Origin of the sequence: Devosia sp. (assembly GCF_017744655.1) — a bacterium.
GTDB lineage: Bacteria > Pseudomonadota > Alphaproteobacteria > Rhizobiales > Devosiaceae > Devosia.
The window spans coordinates 1,076,547-1,093,376 of sequence record NZ_JAGIAW010000001.1 but is presented as its reverse complement, the minus strand read 5'-3'; the positions used below and the strand labels follow the sequence as shown (position 1 = coordinate 1,093,376).

16 protein-coding genes are annotated in these 16,830 nt (G+C 62.3%); 8 read left to right on the top strand and 8 right to left on the bottom strand.

The window, feature by feature from the left end; genetic code table 11:
• Positions 1-168 precede the first annotated feature (168 nt).
• Entirely contained in the window at positions 169-1,329 is a 1,161-nt protein-coding gene (locus J7557_RS05420) for an MFS transporter (RefSeq protein ID WP_291418065.1), read from the top strand.
• On the opposite strand, the gene glp is transcribed toward J7557_RS05420, so the two are convergent.
• The 7 genes from glp to J7557_RS05385 all read right to left on the bottom strand — a co-directional run bounded on the left by glp (position 1,322) and on the right by J7557_RS05385 (position 9,025).
• Complete coding sequence (gene glp, locus J7557_RS05415; protein ID WP_291418063.1) at positions 1,322-2,524, bottom strand: gephyrin-like molybdotransferase Glp; 1,203 nt, start codon at positions 2,522-2,524, stop codon at positions 1,322-1,324. The genes J7557_RS05420 and glp overlap by 8 nt on opposite strands.
• Complete coding sequence (gene moaC / locus J7557_RS05410) at positions 2,521-3,003, bottom strand: cyclic pyranopterin monophosphate synthase MoaC (protein WP_291418061.1); 483 nt, start codon at positions 3,001-3,003, stop codon at positions 2,521-2,523. Before moaC ends, glp begins: the two co-directional genes overlap by 4 nt.
• On the bottom strand, positions 3,003-3,815 hold the full coding sequence (trpC, locus tag J7557_RS05405; protein WP_291418059.1) for an indole-3-glycerol phosphate synthase TrpC: 813 nt from the start codon (positions 3,813-3,815) through the stop codon (positions 3,003-3,005). The genes moaC and trpC overlap by 1 nt, the downstream gene beginning before the upstream one ends.
• Positions 3,812-4,831, bottom strand: coding sequence for an anthranilate phosphoribosyltransferase (trpD, locus tag J7557_RS05400; RefSeq protein ID WP_291418310.1), 1,020 nt, complete (start codon positions 4,829-4,831; stop codon positions 3,812-3,814). The genes trpC and trpD overlap by 4 nt, the downstream gene beginning before the upstream one ends.
• Positions 4,831-5,430: an aminodeoxychorismate/anthranilate synthase component II gene (locus tag J7557_RS05395; RefSeq protein ID WP_291418057.1), complete on the bottom strand. Its 600-nt coding sequence runs from the start codon at positions 5,428-5,430 to the stop codon at positions 4,831-4,833. The genes trpD and J7557_RS05395 overlap by 1 nt, the downstream gene beginning before the upstream one ends.
• 177 nt (positions 5,431-5,607) lie before the next feature.
• Positions 5,608-7,116, bottom strand: coding sequence for an anthranilate synthase component I (gene trpE, locus J7557_RS05390; RefSeq protein WP_291418055.1), 1,509 nt, complete (start codon positions 7,114-7,116; stop codon positions 5,608-5,610).
• Between the two features lie 37 nt (positions 7,117-7,153).
• The gene (locus J7557_RS05385) at positions 7,154-9,025 is read right to left on the bottom strand and encodes a peptidylprolyl isomerase (protein ID WP_291418053.1); all 1,872 of its coding nucleotides are present in this window, start codon (positions 9,023-9,025) and stop codon (positions 7,154-7,156) included.
• Between the two features lie 122 nt (positions 9,026-9,147).
• Here J7557_RS05385 and tpiA point away from each other — a divergent pair, with 122 nt between their 5' ends.
• The 4 genes from tpiA (at position 9,148) to J7557_RS05365 (ending at position 13,578) form a co-directional block, all read left to right on the top strand.
• Positions 9,148-9,903 (top strand): triose-phosphate isomerase, encoded by a 756-nt coding sequence (gene tpiA, locus J7557_RS05380; protein ID WP_291418051.1) that lies wholly within the window; start codon positions 9,148-9,150, stop codon positions 9,901-9,903.
• 110 nt (positions 9,904-10,013) lie between these two features.
• Positions 10,014-10,568 (top strand): preprotein translocase subunit SecG, encoded by a 555-nt coding sequence (secG, locus tag J7557_RS05375; RefSeq protein ID WP_291418049.1) that lies wholly within the window; start codon positions 10,014-10,016, stop codon positions 10,566-10,568.
• Between the two features lie 114 nt (positions 10,569-10,682).
• Positions 10,683-12,311, top strand: a complete 1,629-nt coding sequence (locus J7557_RS05370) for a CTP synthase (RefSeq protein WP_291418047.1) — start codon at positions 10,683-10,685, stop codon at positions 12,309-12,311.
• Positions 12,312-12,459: 148 nt separating this feature from the next.
• Positions 12,460-13,578, top strand: coding sequence for an endonuclease/exonuclease/phosphatase family protein (locus J7557_RS05365; RefSeq protein ID WP_291418045.1), 1,119 nt, complete (start codon positions 12,460-12,462; stop codon positions 13,576-13,578).
• A 31-nt stretch (positions 13,579-13,609) separates the two neighbouring features.
• On the opposite strand, the gene J7557_RS05360 is transcribed toward J7557_RS05365, so the two are convergent.
• Positions 13,610-14,458: an SDR family oxidoreductase gene (locus J7557_RS05360; RefSeq protein WP_291418043.1), complete on the bottom strand. Its 849-nt coding sequence runs from the start codon at positions 14,456-14,458 to the stop codon at positions 13,610-13,612.
• 131 nt (positions 14,459-14,589) lie between these two features.
• Here J7557_RS05360 and J7557_RS05355 point away from each other — a divergent pair, with 131 nt between their 5' ends.
• The 3 genes from J7557_RS05355 (at position 14,590) to J7557_RS05345 (ending at position 16,719) form a co-directional block, all read left to right on the top strand.
• Complete coding sequence (locus J7557_RS05355; RefSeq protein ID WP_291418041.1) at positions 14,590-14,961, top strand: helix-turn-helix domain-containing protein; 372 nt, start codon at positions 14,590-14,592, stop codon at positions 14,959-14,961.
• 9 nt (positions 14,962-14,970) lie between these two features.
• A complete protein-coding gene (locus J7557_RS05350; protein ID WP_291418039.1) occupies positions 14,971-15,147 on the top strand; it encodes a DUF4169 family protein in 177 nt (58 codons plus the stop codon).
• 282 nt (positions 15,148-15,429) lie between these two features.
• Positions 15,430-16,719, top strand: a complete 1,290-nt coding sequence (locus J7557_RS05345; protein WP_291418037.1) for an MFS transporter — start codon at positions 15,430-15,432, stop codon at positions 16,717-16,719.
• The last annotated feature ends 111 nt before the right edge of the window (positions 16,720-16,830 follow it).

Sequence of the window (16,830 nt, the reverse complement as noted above, 5' to 3'; positions counted from 1 at the left end):
CTCAAATCCAGTAAACCCTGTCTATTCAAAAATGGCAAGAGGCCATCGCAAGACCTACCGGAGGCCGACCACAGGTGAGGGGCCCTGTGTCTCGCGCGCAGACATTGTCATCAAACCTCTATAGCGCCACGATATCGGCTTACTTCCCTCCCGCCGCCGATCCATCCAGTGCCCGTTCTCATCCGTTATCTCCTCGTCCTTGCTATCGGCCAGAACATCGGCTGGGGTACTGTCGGCCTCCTCGCCGTCCTCGGTAGCACCATGGCTGCCGACCTCGACCTGTCGCCACCGGTCATCTTTGCCGGCACGTCTGTCTTCTATGTCACCATGGGCCTATGCGCTCCGCTGCTCGGCTCCGCCTTTGTCCGCTTCGGCGCCCGCATGCTGCTTGCCGCGGGATCCTTCCTGTCCGCGCTTGGCTTCATCGTCCTCGCGGCCAGCCAGGGCGCCATTCCCTATTTCCTCGCCTGGGCCATCCTCGGTCTCGCCGGCTCCGCCTCGCTCTCGACCGCCTCTCACATTGCCCTCAACGAGGCTCTCGGCGCTCGCGCCAGGAACGCCATCGGTCTCCTCATGCTCGCCTCGGGCCTCTCCGGCACTATCTTCTGGCCCACCACGGCTTATCTCGCCGGCCTCACCGACTGGCGCATGATCAGCCTGATCTTCGCGGCGCTCCTCCTTTTCGCCGCCGCCCTTTACGCCCTCGGTCTGCCGCGCCCCCAACCAGTCGCTGCTCCTCCGGCCAAAACCATCGAAGTCGCCGCAGCGCCAGCACAAATGACCTTCTACCTTGTCGCTGCAGCCATCGCCCTCAACGCCTTCGTCACTTTCGGCTTCTCCGCTATTCTGATCGAACTGCTGAAAAGCCTAAGCGTCCAACCCGACCTCGCCGCCGGTCTTGCCTCATCCCTCGGCATTATCCAGGTCGCCGCGAGAGCTCTCGACCTTCTCGGTGGCGCCCGATGGGACGGCCTCTCCACAGCCCTAGTCGCCGCGCCGGCCCTGGTCCTGTCACTGATCCTGCTGTTGGTTTTTGGCGCCACCTGGGCCGGTGTCGTCAGTTTCATCGTGGTCTACGGCATCGGCGCTGGTGCCCTGGCTGTTGCCCGCGCCACCATGCCGCTGGTCTTCTACGATAAGGCTGAATACGCCCGCGCCCTAACGCGCATCGCCCTGCCGCTCAACCTGATCTCCGCCGCCGCGCCACCAGCGCTCATCGCACTCCTCGACGGCATTGGCCCGCAAGCCGTGCTGATCGCTGCGCTTGTCTGCTCGGGTCTGGCGCTGGGAGTTTTGGTCCTTCTCAACCAGCGTCGGCCAGCTAGATAGCCCCGATCGGCAGGGCCGAAACCACCATCCCAATCGGCTGGCCCGGATCAAACTCAGGCTGCACGATCAGCGCATCAGCCGCCGCCAGCGACGAGGTATGCCCGCTATCCGTCTCGCTGATCGGCAGCAGCCCGGTCACGCCGTCCTGAACGACAACGCGTGCCCGCATAAAATGCCGCCGCGCGGTATTGGCCGGCGTCGGCCCCAGCAGCGGCAGCCGCAATGCCTCCACATCCGGCAATCCCAGCCAGTGCCGCAGCGCCGGCTTGATAAAGATCTCCGCCGTGACCATGGCCGAAACCGGATTGCCCGGCAGCCCGAACACCAGCGTCTTGCCCCGCGTGCCAAACATCAGCGGCTTTCCCGGCCGCATATTAATGCGCCAGAAATCCAGCGTTACGCCATGCTCGACCAGCGCCGCCTGCACCAGATCATGCTCGCCAACGCTAGCCCCGCCAGTGGTCACCACCACATCGGGCTCACTGGCAAAAATCTGCTTCAGCGCGGCATCGAGATCTTCGCGGCTATCCCGCGCAATCCCGAAATCCGTCACAGCCTCGGCAAAAGGCGCCAGCGAAGCCGCCAGCCCAAAACTATTGGACGCCACGATCTGATCCGGCCCCAGCATTGTCCCCGGCAGCACCAGCTCATCACCCGTCGCCAGCAGCGCAATCTTCGGCCGCCGAGCGACCGAGACAGTCCCGGCATTGGCCGCGGCGGCCACCGCCACCTGAAACGCCCCAAGCCGCGTGCCGCGCTCAAGGATCGTCCGCCCCACGGCAAAATCATAACCCCGCGGCCGAACGCTATGGCCCAGCCGGGCAGGGGCCGTGAACCGAACGAGATCCCCGTTCCGCTCCGCCTCTTCCTGCATGATGACTGTATCTGTCCCCTCGGGCAGCGGCGCGCCGGTAAAAATCCGCACCGCCTCGCCAACGCCGACAGAACCGGCAAAGCCCGCCCCAGCCTGCGACATGCCGATCACCTTGAGCCAAACGCCCTCGGCCACATCCGCCGCCCGCATGGCATAGCCATCCATGGCACTGGCATCGAATGGCGGCTGGTCATGGCTCGCAACCACCGGCTCCGCCAGCACGCGCCCAGCGGCGCCAGCCAGCGCAACACTCTCGCCAACCACATCCGGCACGCGAGCCAGAATGCGATTCAACGCTTCATCAACTGGCAGCAGACTCATGATTCTCTTCGATAATCGCCCGATTTGCCGCCGGATTTTTCCACGAGGCAAACGTCTGAAATCACCATGGCTCGGTCGAGCGCCTTCGCCATGTCGTAAAGCGTCAGCGCCGCGGTCGTTGCCGCCGTCAGCGCCTCCATCTCGACGCCGGTCTGCCCGGTCGTTTCGGCAACAGTCCGGATGAGAATGGTCGTCTCATTCTCGCCCTCGATTTCGACGCTCACCTTGGTCAGCGGAATCGGATGGCAAAGCGGAATGATGTCCGAAGTCTTCTTGGCGCCCATGATCCCGGCAACACGCGCCACAGCCAGCGCGTCACCCTTCTTGAGCCCGCCACCCAAAATGGTGGCAATAGTCTCGGCCTCGCCGCTCAGCCGCGCCTGCGCCACCGCGCGCCGCCGGGTGATCGCCTTCTCGCCGATATCGACGATATGCGCCTCGCCCTTGGCATCGAGATGGGTCAGGCGCCGCTCGCTCATCAGCGCACCGTTTCCGGCGCGCCCATCAGCAGCGACCGCGTCGCCGCGACCACGTCGTCCTGCCGCATCAGGCTTTCGCCCACGAGGAAGGTGCCGATATTGGCCTTCTCGTCGAGCATGCGGACATGATCATGCGTGACGATCCCGCTCTCGCTCACCAGCAGCACATTGCTGGGCACGCCCGCCGCGAGCTTCACCGAAGTCTCGAGCGTCGTCTCAAAAGTCCGCAGGTTTCGATTGTTGATCCCGATGAACTTGCTATCCAGCGCCAGCGCCCGATCCAGCTCGAGCTGGTCATGCACCTCCACCAGCGCATCCATGCCCCATTCTTCCGCCGCATCGAGCAGATACCGCGCCACGTCGTCGCCAACCGCCGCCAGAATGATCAGAATACAGTCCGCCCCCCAGGAGCGCGCTTCCGCCACCTGATAGGTTTCAAACAGAAAATCCTTACGCAGCACCGGCAGCTTCGTCGCCGCCCGCGCCTCGATCAGATAGCTCGGCGAACCCTGAAAGCTCGGTCGATCCGTCAACACCGAAAGGCACGCTGCCCCAGCGACCTCATAATCCCGCGCAATCTGCGCTGGATTGAAATCGGCCCGAATGAGACCCTTGGATGGGCTCGCCTTCTTCACCTCGGCGATCAGGCCATATTGCCCCTTCGCCCGCTTGTCCTTCAGCGCCTTCAAAAATCCGCGCGGTGCCGGCTGGTCATGCGCCTGGGCGACAACCTCCGCCCATGGGCGCATCGATTTTGCCGCCGCGATTTCCTCGCGCTTATAGGCTTCGATTTGTTTGAGAATATCGGTCATTGCGCTCGTCCGTTCGAAACCGCCACGAGGCGGGCGAGTGTTTCTTTTGCCTTGCCGCTGTCGATCGTCGCGCGCGCCAGGGCTATACCATCTTCGATTGTGGTCACCTTGTCGGCCACCAACAGCGCGGCGCCGGCATTGAGCAGTACGGTATCACGATAGGCGCCCGGCGCCCCATCAAAGAGCGCAATCATCGCCGCAGCATTGTCCGCCGGCTCGCCGCCAAGCAAGCCCTTCGGGTCCGTCACGCTCAAGCCCACCTGCTCAGGATGCAGCTCAAAACTGCGCAGATCACCATTGGCAATCTGGGCCACAAAATTCGGTCCCGAGGTGGACAGCTCATCAAGCCCCTCGCTCGAATGCACGACCCACGCCTTGATGGCGCGATTGGCCAGCAGCGCCGCCGCCACCGGCTCCACCCATTGCGGGGAATAAACCCCCAGCAAATAGCGCCGCACGCCTGCGGGATTGGATTGCGGCCCCAGGAGGTTGAACAGCGTCCGCACCCCCATTTCGCCGCGCGCCGGCCCCACATGGCGCATGGCCGGATGGTGGCTGGGCGCAAACATGAAGCCAATGCCGGCATTGGCAATCGTGCTGCCGATTTCATCGGGCGTAAGGTCGAGCTTGACCCCCAGCGCCTCAAGCACCTGCGAGGCGCCCGAACGCGAAGACAGCGCCTTGTTGCCATGCTTGGCCACCGGCACGCCGGCGGCAGCAACGACAAGCGAGGTGGTGGTGGAGATATTGAGGCTCCCCACGCCATCGCCACCAGTCCCGACAATATCGATCGCCCCTTCGGGCGCCACGACAGGAACCATCTGTTCGCGCAGGATCGATACCGCCGCGGCGATCTCGCCCACGCTCTCGCCCTTGACGCGCATGCCCATCAGGAATGCGCCGATCTGGGCCTGTGTCGCTTCCCCGGCCATGATGATGCGCATCACCGACCGCATCTCTTCGCCCGTCAGATCGCGTCCTTCGGAAATCTTGTGCAGAGCCTGCTTGATATCCATCACGCCGCCCTCTGCCCGTTGAAGTCACGGGCAATGTTCAGAAAATTCTGCAGCAGCGCATGGCCATTTTCGCTAGCGATGCTCTCAGGATGAAACTGCACCCCATGCAGCGGCAGCGTCTTGTGCTGCATGCCCATGATCAGTCCATCATCCGTCGTCGCGGTCACCTCAAGCACATCCGGCAGCGTCTCCGCCTTCACGATCAGCGAGTGATAGCGCGTCGCCTCAAAGCCGGCGTTCAGCCCGCGGAAAATCCCCTTGCCGGTGTGGTTGATCTTGCTGGTCTTACCATGCACCAGATGCGGTGCGCGAATGACATCGCCGCCCAGCGCCTGGCCCATGGCCTGATGCCCCAGGCACACGCCCAGCATCGGAATCTGCCCCTTGAACCGGTCGATCACGGCAAGGCAGATCCCCGCCTCGGTCGGCGTGCACGGCCCGGGCGACAGCACGATCGCCTCCGGCGCCATGGCGGCGATTTCCTCAAGGGTAATCTTGTCATTGCGGCGCACGGTGATTTTGGCGCCGAGTTCGCCCAGGAAATGGACGAGATTGTAGGTAAAACTGTCGTAGTTATCGATGACGAGGGTCTTGGTCATTTTGGGGCCTTCTCCAATCCACGGTGTCATTCCCGCGAAAGCGGGAATCTCTGTTTCAGAGCTGACCCCGCCATCGATTGGAGATCCCCGCTTTCGCGGGGATGACGCCGAGTGCTTTCACACTCACCGTGTCATTCCCGCGAAAGCGGGAATCCCTTGCTTCAAAACACACAAAACTCACTGTCCCACTCCCGCTTCGCCGGCATAGCGTAGCGCTTCTTCTGCCGCGCTGAAAAGGGCACGCGCCTTGTTCTCGCATTCAAGCTGTTCCAGCTCGCGCTGGCTGTCGGCCACAATCCCCGCGCCCGACTGCACATAGAGCTTACCGTCTTTGACGATCCCCGTACGCAGCACGATGCAGGTATCCATGGTGCCATCGGCGCCAAAATACCCCACGCAACCGCCATAGGTCCCGCGCCGCGACTTTTCGAGTTCGTCGATGATTTCCATCGCCCGCACCTTCGGCGCACCCGAAACCGTACCGGCAGGGAACCCAGCCGACAGCGCATCTACAAAATCGTATTGCGGATCGAGTTTGCCGACCACGTTCGAGACGATGTGCATCACGTGGGAATAATATTCGAGGAAGAACTTGTCGGTGACCTTCACCGAACCCGTCTCCGCCACGCGGCCCACGTCATTACGTCCAAGGTCCAGCAGCATCAGGTGCTCCGCCAGTTCCTTCGGATCGCTCAGCAGCTCCGCCGCCAGTTCCTGATCCCGCGTCGGCGTCGCCCCACGTTTTCGCGTTCCTGCAATGGGACGGATTGTGACCTCGCCATTCTGCACCCGCACCAGAATTTCCGGGCTCGACCCCGCCACGGCAAAATCCCCGAAATCGAGGAAATACATGTACGGCGAGGGATTGGTCCGGCGCAGCGCCCGATAAAGCGCCGTCGGCGGCAGCGTGAACTCGGCCGAAAACCGCTGGCTCAACACCACCTGAAAAATGTCGCCGGCCGCGATGTATTCCTTCGCCCGGGCCACCATCTCGAAATATTCTTCGCGAGACGTATTGCTCGTCACCTCGATGGATTCGAGATTTGGCAGGGCAGGGGTCGCCGGGAGCGCCCGCCCAAGCCGGGCAATCGCATCATCGATCCGCGCTTCCGCCGCTTCCAGCGCCTGCCGCGCCGAAACGCCAGCTTTCACATAGACCGGCGCCGTCAGATACAGCTCGTCCTTGACCGTGTCGAAAATGGCCAGCAGCGACGGCCGCATCAGCACCGCTTCCGGGGTATGCAGATCGTCCGGATTGCCGTTCGGCAGCACTTCCATGTAGCGGACCATCTCGTAGCCGAGATAGCCATAGATGCCGGCCGATTGCGGCGGCAGCCCCGCCGGTACCACGATCTGGCTTTCCGCCACCAGCCCCCGCAACGCGTCGAGCGGCTTCGCGTCCATCACCTCAAAAGCATCGGGATCAAGCTGCGCCTGCCGATTGACGCTCGCCGTGCCATCCTCGACCCGAACGATCAGGTCCGGAAGCAGGCCAATGATCGAATAGCGCCCACGGGTCGTCCCGTCCTGCACGCTTTCCAACAGGAACGAATGGGTCCGTTCCTGCGCCAGCTTGAGATAGGTCCCGATGGGCGTTTCGAGATCGGCCACGATGCGACGCCAGACGATCTGCGATTTGCCGGCTTCATATTGCTCTGCAAAACGCGTGGAAAAATCGTCGCCCATCGTGGTCTCTACGGTTGGTGGTAAAGCGGCCCGGTTCTTACTGGCCGAAGTTGAGAGCAAGCAGTTGCTGCAGCGCCTGCTGGTTGATCCGCAGCCCTGCATCGTCGCGAACGGCACTGACGAAGTCGCCATAGACGCCGTTCTTGGCTTCGTTCTGCAGGTTGTCCGCCGCCGCGGTTTCCAGCGGCTCCGTCGGAACGGTGTTATCAACCACCTCGAAGACGATGAACTCGCCCGTGCTGCTCACCACCGAGCCCTTGTGCTCAGGCCCGCCATTGAATGCGGCCTGCGCGATAACATTGTCGATGCTGCCATCGTCCGAGCCGAAGCGCGAGAAGGGCGGGGAGAGCTGCGGGAAGAGGTTCAGCGACAGCGCCACATCGGCCAGCGTCGAACCGCCCTTGAGCTGAGCGACCACTTCTTCGCTCTTGGCCAAGAGCGCATTGTTGGTGCGCTCGGCAATCAGCGTTGCGGTCAGGTCCTCGCGCACTTCGTCCAGCGTCTGGTCGCGTGCCGGCTGAATTTCGACGAGGTCGAAGAACAGGTGCGCATTGCCCGCCAGCGGGATCGACGGCGTCAACTGGCCTTCGGTTGCCTTGAAAATCGCCTGGCTCACCTTGGTGCGTTCATCGGCCTGCAGGTTGGGCAGGATTTCGAGCTGGTTGCCGCCCACGGTCACGTCGGCCTCATAAAGGTCGAGCCCGAAGCGCTCGGCGATTTCCGTAAGGGGACGGAAGGCCGCGCGCAGTTCTTCGATCTGGTCGAGAATGTCGTTGATTTCGTTGCGCGCCGCGGCCGTTGCCAGTCCGCTGGCAATGCTGTCGCGTGCCTCGTCCAATGTCGTCTGGCCCGCTGGCTCGATGGTGGTGACATGGATCGCGCGCTTGCCGGCAACGCCGTCGATCAGCGTAAAAGCGCCCTGTTCCAGCCCAAAGGCCGCCGCGGAGAGCGCCCCATCGGTAATCTGAGCCTGCGTAAATGTGCCAACAGGCGTCGCCGTCAGACCGTTCTCGGTAAGCAGCGTCGCAAAATCCTTGCCCGCGGCCAGGCCCGCCTCGAAAGCGGCCTGCTGTTCCGCATTGAGCACAGCCTGCTCGATAGTGCGCTTTTCAGGCGTCGTCAGCGTCGCTTTCACGCGCTCATATTCGGCAGCGATCGCGTCTTCCTCGATCGTCTTGGTCGCAGCAAGCGAAGCCAGCGACAGGTCCAGCATCTGCACCCGGCGCGTCTCGACCGTGCGATATTCGGCCTGGTGCTCGGTGAGGTAAGCGGTCAGCTCGTCCTCGGTCGGCGCCGCCGGCGTTTCGATATTGGCATCGGTCAGCGTGATATAGTCGATCGTGCGCTGGGTGCCTGCATAGTCGTTGATCAGGCCCTGGGCCACGTCGGGCAGGGTCTTGTCGGCAAAGAGCGCCGAGATCAGCTGCTCGCGCTTGGCTTCGTTGCCGCGCGTCTCGAAATATTCAGCTTCCGTCCAGCCGCTCGCCTGCAGCACCTGGCTGAAGATAGAGGGATCGAAATTGCCCAGCGTTCCCTGGAACGAAGGATCCGTGCGCAGCATCTGCCCCAGCTTGTCGTCGGAAACCCCAAGACCAAGCTGGTTGGCGAGCACGTTCATCGCCTCGCCCTGCGAAATATTCATCAGCACATAGGTCGGTAGGCCCATGGCTTCGGCCTCGGCCACGGTCGGCACGCGGCCGATCTGGTTGGCGAGATTATTCGCCTGGCTCTGGTAAGCCCGCAAAAATTCGCGCGATGTAATTTCCTGGTCGCCCACGCGGGCCACGGTATTGCTGCCGAGGTCGGTGATCACATTGTTGATACCGAAGCCGGCTACACCCACCAGCAGGAACGCGCCCATGATCTTCCCTGGCCAGGATTTTGCAAAACCACGCAAACCATCGAGCATTTCGAACGTTCCAGTTTAGGGTCTGAGGCTTTACCCGAAGGGTTGCCTGAGACTAGTAAGACTTTCCGACAGCCGGGGTTAGGGCAAAGCCCACTTTGGCGCAAGAGGCAGGAGTATCTAGATTGACCACCATCTCACCGCTGATCGCCGGGAATTGGAAGATGAACGGGGTGTCCCAGTCGCTCGACGAGCTGACGGAACTGGCCCATTTGCTCACGACCGGCGAGGCTCCACGCGCTGTTGTCGTCATCTGTCCGCCGGCGACCCTGGTTGCCGCAGTCGCGGCGCAGGGCGCCTCCAGCGGTATCATGGCCGGCGGTCAGGATTGCCACGCCAACGCCTCCGGCGCCCATACGGGCGATGTTTCCGCCTATATGCTTGCTGATGCCGGCGCCCAGTTCGTCATCGTCGGCCATTCCGAGCGTCGCGCCGATCACGGCGAAACCGATGATCATGTGCGCGCTAAGGCCGAAGCCGCCATCGGGGCAGGGCTCAAGCCCATCATCTGCGTCGGCGAAACCGAAGCCCAGCGCGATGCCGGTGAGGCAGAATCCGTTGTCGCCGCACAGCTCGCCGCATCGATTCCCGACGCTGCTGGTCAGCACGAAGTTATCATCGCCTATGAACCCATCTGGGCCATCGGCACCGGCCGTACCCCCAGCAATGACGACATCGCCCAGATGCATGCCAGCATCCGCGCCCGCCTCGTCGATCGCTTCGGTGCTGAAAAGGGCAATACCCTCCGTATTCTCTACGGCGGTTCGCTCAAGCCCCAGAATGCGCGCGAAATTCTGGCCGTTGAAAACGTCAATGGCGGCCTCGTCGGCGGCGCCAGCCTCTTGGCAAAAGACTTTTACACCATTATCTCCGCGGTATGACCGAACGGCATGGGTCGTTGCTATGAAAAACATGGCAACGGTCTGGTCTTTGCCGTTTTAGGCGTGTATGACGCCGCATCCTTTCTGACTGACGCGAAGACCAAGACCTCATGGCGAACGTCCTTATTGTTGTCTATCTGCTGATCGTTGTGGCCCTTATCGGCGTCATCCTGATCCAGCGCTCCGAAGGCGGCGCGCTTGGCATCGGTGGTGGTGGCGGCGGCGGCCTCATGACGGCGCGTGGCTCGGCAAACCTGCTCACACGCACCACGGCGATCCTGGCAACCCTGTTCTTCGCCACGGCCATTGGCCTCACCATTCTCAATGAGTTCGACCGCGGCACTTCGAGCATTCTCGATCGCGCCACCACGACCACTGAAGATGGCGCCGCGCCGTCCAACGTTCTTGATGCGCTGAACGCACTGCAGGGCGATACGACGTCGGACCTTCCGGTTCCGGCCGATGCTCAGGCGCCGGCCACGACGACCCCGGCTGCTCCGGCAACGACTCCCGCGGCTCCCGCACCGACCAGCGACCTGCCAGTCCCCGCGGCAACCCCGGAAGCTGCGCCCGCTGCGACACCGGAAGCTTCTCCCGAAGCGACCCCGGAAACTCCGGCTCCTGCGACCGATACCCAAACGCCGGCTACGACAACCGGTAACTAAAGCGCCGAAAGGCGACCGCCGAAAAAGGGGATGGAAACATCCCCTTCTTCTTTTTGTGTGGACCGCATCTTGTGGCTCTGCGAATCGTTCATGATGTGCTTATGGTGATCGCCCATGGCTCGGTACGTTTTTATCACCGGAGGCGTGGTTTCCTCCCTTGGCAAAGGTTTGGCTTCAGCGGCGCTTGGCGCTGTGCTGCAGGCGCGCGGCTATAAGGTCCGCCTGAGAAAGCTCGACCCCTATCTCAATGTGGACCCCGGCACGATGTCGCCGACCCAGCACGGCGAGGTCTTCGTGACCGACGACGGCGCTGAGACCGACCTCGACCTCGGCCACTACGAGCGCTTCACTGGCCGCGCGGCCAACAAGCGCGACAACATCACTTCGGGCCGTATCTATTCCGACCTGCTCAGCAAAGAGCGCAAGGGCGAATTCCTCGGCGCGACGGTGCAGGTCATTCCGCACGTCACCGACTCGATCAAGAATTTCGTCCTCGAAGGCAATGAGGACTACGATTTCGTCCTCGTCGAAATCGGCGGCACCGTCGGCGACATCGAAGGCCTCCCGTTCTTCGAAGCCATCCGCCAGCTTGGCAACGAATTGCCGCGCAACCACGCCGCTTATCTCCACCTCACCCTGATGCCCTACATTCCCTCGGCCGGTGAGCTGAAGACCAAGCCGACCCAGCACTCCGTGAAAGAGCTGCGCTCCATCGGCATCGCCCCCGATGTGCTGCTCGTCCGCTGCGATAGGCCCATCCCTGAAGGCGAAAAGAAAAAACTCTCGCTCTTCTGCAACGTCCGCGAATCCGCGGTCATACAGGGCCTCGACGTCGCTTCGATCTACGACGTGCCCGTCGCCTATCACCATGAAGGCCTCGATCGCGAAATTCTCGCGGCCCTCGGCATCACCGACGCGCCCGAGCCGGATATGTCGGCCTGGGATGAAGTTTCCCGCCGCTATCACAACCCCGAAGGCGAAGTGAACATCGCCATCGTCGGCAAGTATACCGGCCTCAAGGACGCCTATAAGTCGCTCTCGGAAGCCCTGACCCATGGCGGCATCGCCAACAAGGTCAAGGTCAACCTGCAGTGGATCGACTCGGAAGTCTTTGAACGCGACGATCCGGCCCCGTACCTGGAACACGTCCACGGCATCCTCGTGCCCGGCGGTTTCGGTGAGCGCGGCTCTGCCGGCAAGATCGAGGCAGCCCGCTTTGCCCGTGTAAAAGACGTGCCCTATTTCGGCATTTGCTTCGGCATGCAGATGGCCTGCATCGAGGCCGCGCGCAACACCGCCGGCATCAAGGCAGCATCCTCGACCGAGTTCGGCCCGACCAAGGAGCCGATCGTTGGCATGATGACCGAATGGGTCAAGGGCAACGAAACCGAGACCCGCGACGTGTCGGGCAATCTCGGCGGCACCCTGCGCCTCGGCGCTTACCCCGCCCAGCTCACCCGCGGCTCGCGCGTCGCCGACATCTACGGCTCGACCCGCATCTCCGAGCGCCATCGTCACCGCTACGAAGTGAACATGGACTACCGAAAACTCCTCGAAAAGAACGGCCTTCTGTTCTCCGGCGTCTCGCCCGACGGCAAGCTGCCTGAAATCGTCGAACGCACCGACCACCCGTGGTTCATCGGCGTCCAGTTCCACCCAGAACTGAAATCCAAGCCCTTCGAACCCCACCCGCTGTTCACGAGCTTCATCGCAGCAGCCATGGATCAGAGCCGCCTCGTCTAAGGCGAGGTGTAGGCACGCACAACGCCATCCCCGCGAAAGCGGGGATTTCTTTTTCTGGCACCGCAGGGGCAGGGTGGCCAGCAATCCTGCGTACTTCCGCCTGTCACGCCCCTGCGCTAAGCTTCCCCATCCCAAATGGGGGCCGGACATGCCGTTCTACAACGACCTTCGTCCCGAAGCTGATTTCGCCAAGCGCGACTTCATCCGCGTCTTTCCCGATATGACCAAGCCGGCGAAGATCCGGACCATCGACGGCCTCCTGCGCCTGCGCGAGGCCCTAGACAAAGCCATCCCGTCCCGTCGCGCCGAGGAAAACCTTCTCGTCGCCAGTTGGAACATCAAGGAATTCGGCCACACCACCCAGCGCCTGCCGGAATCCTACTATTACATCGCCGAGATCGTCGCCCGCTTCGATCTCGTCGCCATCCAGGAAGTCAAATCAACCCTGAAGGACATCAGCATCCTGATGCGCATCCTGGGCTCCGATTGGTCCTATCTGGTCAATGACATCACCGATGGCAGCAGCGGCAATCGCGAGCGCTCCTGCTACCTCTACAACAACAAGCGGGTGAACCTCTCGGGCCTTGTCGGTGAACTCGTCCTCTGGCCCGCCGTCAGCGATGGCGCCATGATCTCCCAGATCGCCCGCACGCCCTATATGACCGGCTTCCGCGCCGGCTGGAAAAGCTTCGTTCTCATCAACCTGCACCTTTCGCCCGACAAGACCGGCAACAAGGCCGCCGCCCGCAAGGCCGAGGTCGAACTGCTGGTAAAAGCCCTCAAGGAAAAATCAGACGAACTCTGGGGCGAAAACCTCATCCTCACCGGCGACTTCAACTTCTTCCGCACCGTCGACCAGCAATCGATCGACCTCCTCGGCGCCGCCGGCTTCGTCGAGGTCAACAGTCTCGCCGACAAGCACACCAATGCAGCGCTGACTGAGGTCTACGACCGCTTCTTCATCCGCAAGAACAAGTTCTTCCGCCTCGCCCTTTCTGCCAATGGTCAGGAAAGCGGCGGCGTCTTCAATCCTTTCGACCACGTCCTGCGTCTTGACGATGCCGCGACCTACTTGCCCGAAATGCTCGGCGTTTACGGCGGTGCCGCCGACCTCGCCAACGACGCAACTGCCATGAAAAAATACTTCGATAGCTACTGGCAGCAGAACCAGCTCTCCGACCACCTGCCCATCTGGTTCGAGATGATCATCGACTCCTCCTCGCCCTTCCTCGCCGAAAACCGCACCAAGATCGAAGCCGAGCCCTGAAAAGCAAAAGGGCTCCCGCGGGAGCCCTTCATCACGCCGGAATGAACTTCGCAGCATTCTCACTGATATAAGCCGCCAGCGTCCGCGGCTTCTTCCCCGTCAGCTTTTCCACGGCGTCAGTGGTCGGCGCCGTCCAGCCCTCGCGCACCGGATAGAAAATCGCCGCCAGCATCTGAGCATAGTCCTGCGTCAGCCCCGCCGAAACGAGGGCAGGGACGAACACCGCATCATACACCGACCGGTATCCGACAGTCCGCCCTGCCGCCTTTGAAATCAGTTCCGCCGCCTCGCCATAGCTCAGCGCCTCTGGTCCCGTCAGCGCAAATGCCTGACCATCGAACTTGTCCGTCGTCAACGCCGCCGCGGCCGCCGCAGCAATATCCCGGCTATCGATAAAGCTCGACTTACCTTCCCCCGCCGGCACGCGGATTTCGCCCGCCAGCACATCGTGCCCCCAATAGCTCTCGAAATTGTCCGAGAACCAGTTCGGCCGCAGGATCACATAGGGCACCCCCGACTTTTCGAGCCGCAGCTCCACCTGCCGGAACGGAATATTGTCATCCGCTTCAACGCCGATCGCCGTCTGCAACACGACCTTCACGCCGCGCTCCGCCGCCGCATCCACCACCGGCGCCAGCAGCCGCACATGATCCGCCTCACCAGCGGGCGCCAGCACGAACAGCCGATTGACGCCCTCCAGCGCCGGTCCCAGCGTCTCCGGCCTGTCGAGATCGACGAGCACCGCCTTGGCCCCTGCAACCGAAACCTTCTCCGGCCGCCGCGTCCCCACACGCACCGTCTCTCCCTTCGCCACCAGTTCCTGCACCAGCGCCGCGCCGACATTGCCGGTCCCACCGATCACCAAAATCTCTTTGCTCATTTGTGCTCTCCACATTGTAGCTAGTACCCAAACGAAACTAGCGAGTGAAATTGCACTTAAACCAATTCTGGAAAGCTAGTAAGAAGGCACTACCGGGTGATAAGGTCACCCCGCAGAAACCGGGCCCCGCCATGAGAATTCCAAACGTCTACGAAAAAGACTGCCCCACGCGGCTTGTCCTCGACCACATCGCCGACAAGTGGACGGCCCTGATCCTCTGGAAACTCGTCGACGGCCCGCTGCGTTTCAACCAGATCCGCCGCATCGTCGAAGGCATCTCGCAAAAGATGCTCTCCCAGACCCTGAAACAACTCGAGCGCGATGGCCTCGTCTCCCGCCGTGCCTTCGCCACAGTGCCGGTTACGGTAGAATATTCCGTCACGCCCCTGGGCCACAGCCTCGCCGAAAAAATGGCCGCCGTTTCCCTCTGGGCGCAGGACAATATCGATAGCGTACTCTCGGCCCAGGCGAAGTATGATGCCGGAGTCGACGAGACCGCCTAGGAGCGTCAAATGGCAGAAATCATCTCCCTGTCGAAAGTCCGCAAGGCCAAGGCCCGCACCGAAAAGGAAGCCGCGGCCGAAGCCAACCGCCTGAAATTCGGCCGCACCAAAGGCGAAAAGCTCAAGGACGCCGCCGAGAAATCCAGCGCCGAAAAACACCTCGACGGGCACAAACTCGAAGATTGAAGGGTGTCGCCTGGTCACCCCCTCCTAGCCTCCCCCATCAAGGGGGAGGTGCCGCTCCACTCTTTTGGCGCGATGTTGTCTCCACCACCGGCCGGTACCTCCCCCTTGATGGGGGAGGCTAGGAGGGGGTGACGGCAATCACCAAATCCCCTGCAAGTACCCCTTGCCCTTAACCGTACTCTACGGTACTCCCCAACCCAATCGTTGGCTATGGCGCGGACTATCGGGATGGAGGCGCGCTATCTCCGCGCCTAAATTGCAAAAGAACCATCCCGGACTACCATGACCACCGCAAGCATCTCGTCCCCGGCCACCGCGCCGAGGAATTCCGCCCGCCGCGTTCTCGCCGCGAGCATGATCGGCACCACGATCGAATTCTTCGACTTCTACATCTATGCCACGGCCGCGGTGATCGTCTTCCCGCATCTCTTCTTCCCCTCGACCGACGAAAATTCGGCGCTGCTCTCCTCGCTCGCCACCTTCGCCATCGCCTTCCTCGCGCGCCCAATCGGTGCCGCCTTCTTCGGCCATTTCGGCGACAAGGTCGGCCGCAAGGCGACCCTCGTCGCTGCGCTCCTCACCATGGGCATTTCTACCGTCCTCATCGGTGCGCTCCCGACCTACGAGCAGATCGGCATTTTCGCGCCGCTTCTCCTCGCGCTCTGCCGTCTGGGGCAGGGCCTTGGTCTGGGCGGCGAATGGGGCGGTGCTGTCCTCCTCGCCACCGAAAACGCCCCTGAAGGCAAGCGCGCCTGGTACGGCATGTTCCCCCAGCTCGGCGCCCCGGTCGGCTTCTTCTTCGCCACCACCATTTTCCTGGTCCTCGCCCATTTCCTTGGCGATGAAGCGTTCATGTCCTGGGGCTGGCGCGTGCCGTTCCTTGCCAGCGCCGTGCTGGTCATCTTCGGCCTCTTCATCCGCCTGAAAATCACCGAAACCCCGGAATTCGCCAAAGCCATCGAAAAGGCCGAACGCGTCGAAGTCCCGTTCTTCGACGTCTTCAAGAGCCACAAGCTGAGCCTGCTTTTGGGCACCATGGCTGCCCTCGCCACCTTCGTGCTCTTCTACATCATGACGGTCTTTTCGCTGAGCTACGGCACGGGCACCCTCGGCTATAGCCGCGAAGAATTCCTCATCCTGCAGATGGTCGGCGTCCTCGCCTTCGGCCTTTTCATCCCCGTCGCCGCCGTCCTCGCCGACCGCTTTGGCATGCGCCGCGTGATGATCGGCGTCTCCATCGGTATCGCCCTTTTCGGCCTCATCCTCGCCCCGCTCCTGGGCTCGGGCAATGTCGTCGGCGTCCTCGGCTTCCTCTGCATCGGCTTCGCCCTCATGGGTATGACCTATGGTCCCCTCGGCACCGCACTCGCCGCGCCATTCCCCACCGCCGTCCGCTACACCGGCGCCTCGCTGACTTTTAATCTGGGCGGCATCTTCGGCGCTTCGTTTGCGCCCTACATCGCCACCTGGCTGGCCTCGACCTACGGCCTCCACACCGTCGGCTACTACATGATCATCGCTGCCGTGATCACCCTGATCGCCTTCGGCTTCATCCGCCAGACTGCGGAGTAAGTTCGGGGCTCTCCCACCCACAGGCTGTCACCCCGGCGCAGGCCGGGGCCCAGCCCCCGCAGTGTGAGAGCCTCGTTCGTTGGATAAACTGAGATATCTCAAGATGGGCCC

Excerpts from the sequence above, each read along its gene's own strand:
- J7557_RS05360 (WP_291418043.1), bottom strand. The coding sequence starts at position 14,458 with ATGAGCAAAGAGATTTTGGTGATCGGTGGGACCGGCAATGTCGGCGCG.
- J7557_RS05365 (WP_291418045.1), top strand. The coding sequence starts at position 12,460 with ATGCCGTTCTACAACGACCTTCGTCCCGAAGCTGATTTCGCCAAGCGC.
- J7557_RS05385 (WP_291418053.1), bottom strand. The coding sequence starts at position 9,025 with ATGCTCGATGGTTTGCGTGGTTTTGCAAAATCCTGGCCAGGGAAGATC.
- moaC (WP_291418061.1), bottom strand. The coding sequence starts at position 3,003 with ATGAGCGAGCGGCGCCTGACCCATCTCGATGCCAAGGGCGAGGCGCAT.
- trpC (WP_291418059.1), bottom strand. The coding sequence starts at position 3,815 with ATGACCGATATTCTCAAACAAATCGAAGCCTATAAGCGCGAGGAAATC.
- trpD (WP_291418310.1), bottom strand. The coding sequence starts at position 4,831 with ATGGATATCAAGCAGGCTCTGCACAAGATTTCCGAAGGACGCGATCTG.
- secG (WP_291418049.1), top strand. The coding sequence starts at position 10,014 with ATGGCGAACGTCCTTATTGTTGTCTATCTGCTGATCGTTGTGGCCCTT.
- J7557_RS05355 (WP_291418041.1), top strand. The coding sequence starts at position 14,590 with ATGAGAATTCCAAACGTCTACGAAAAAGACTGCCCCACGCGGCTTGTC.
- J7557_RS05395 (WP_291418057.1), bottom strand. The coding sequence starts at position 5,430 with ATGACCAAGACCCTCGTCATCGATAACTACGACAGTTTTACCTACAAT.
- J7557_RS05345 (WP_291418037.1), top strand. The coding sequence starts at position 15,430 with ATGACCACCGCAAGCATCTCGTCCCCGGCCACCGCGCCGAGGAATTCC.
- glp (WP_291418063.1), bottom strand. The coding sequence starts at position 2,524 with ATGAGTCTGCTGCCAGTTGATGAAGCGTTGAATCGCATTCTGGCTCGC.
- trpE (WP_291418055.1), bottom strand. The coding sequence starts at position 7,116 with ATGGGCGACGATTTTTCCACGCGTTTTGCAGAGCAATATGAAGCCGGC.
- J7557_RS05370 (WP_291418047.1), top strand. The coding sequence starts at position 10,683 with ATGGCTCGGTACGTTTTTATCACCGGAGGCGTGGTTTCCTCCCTTGGC.
- J7557_RS05350 (WP_291418039.1), top strand. The coding sequence starts at position 14,971 with ATGGCAGAAATCATCTCCCTGTCGAAAGTCCGCAAGGCCAAGGCCCGC.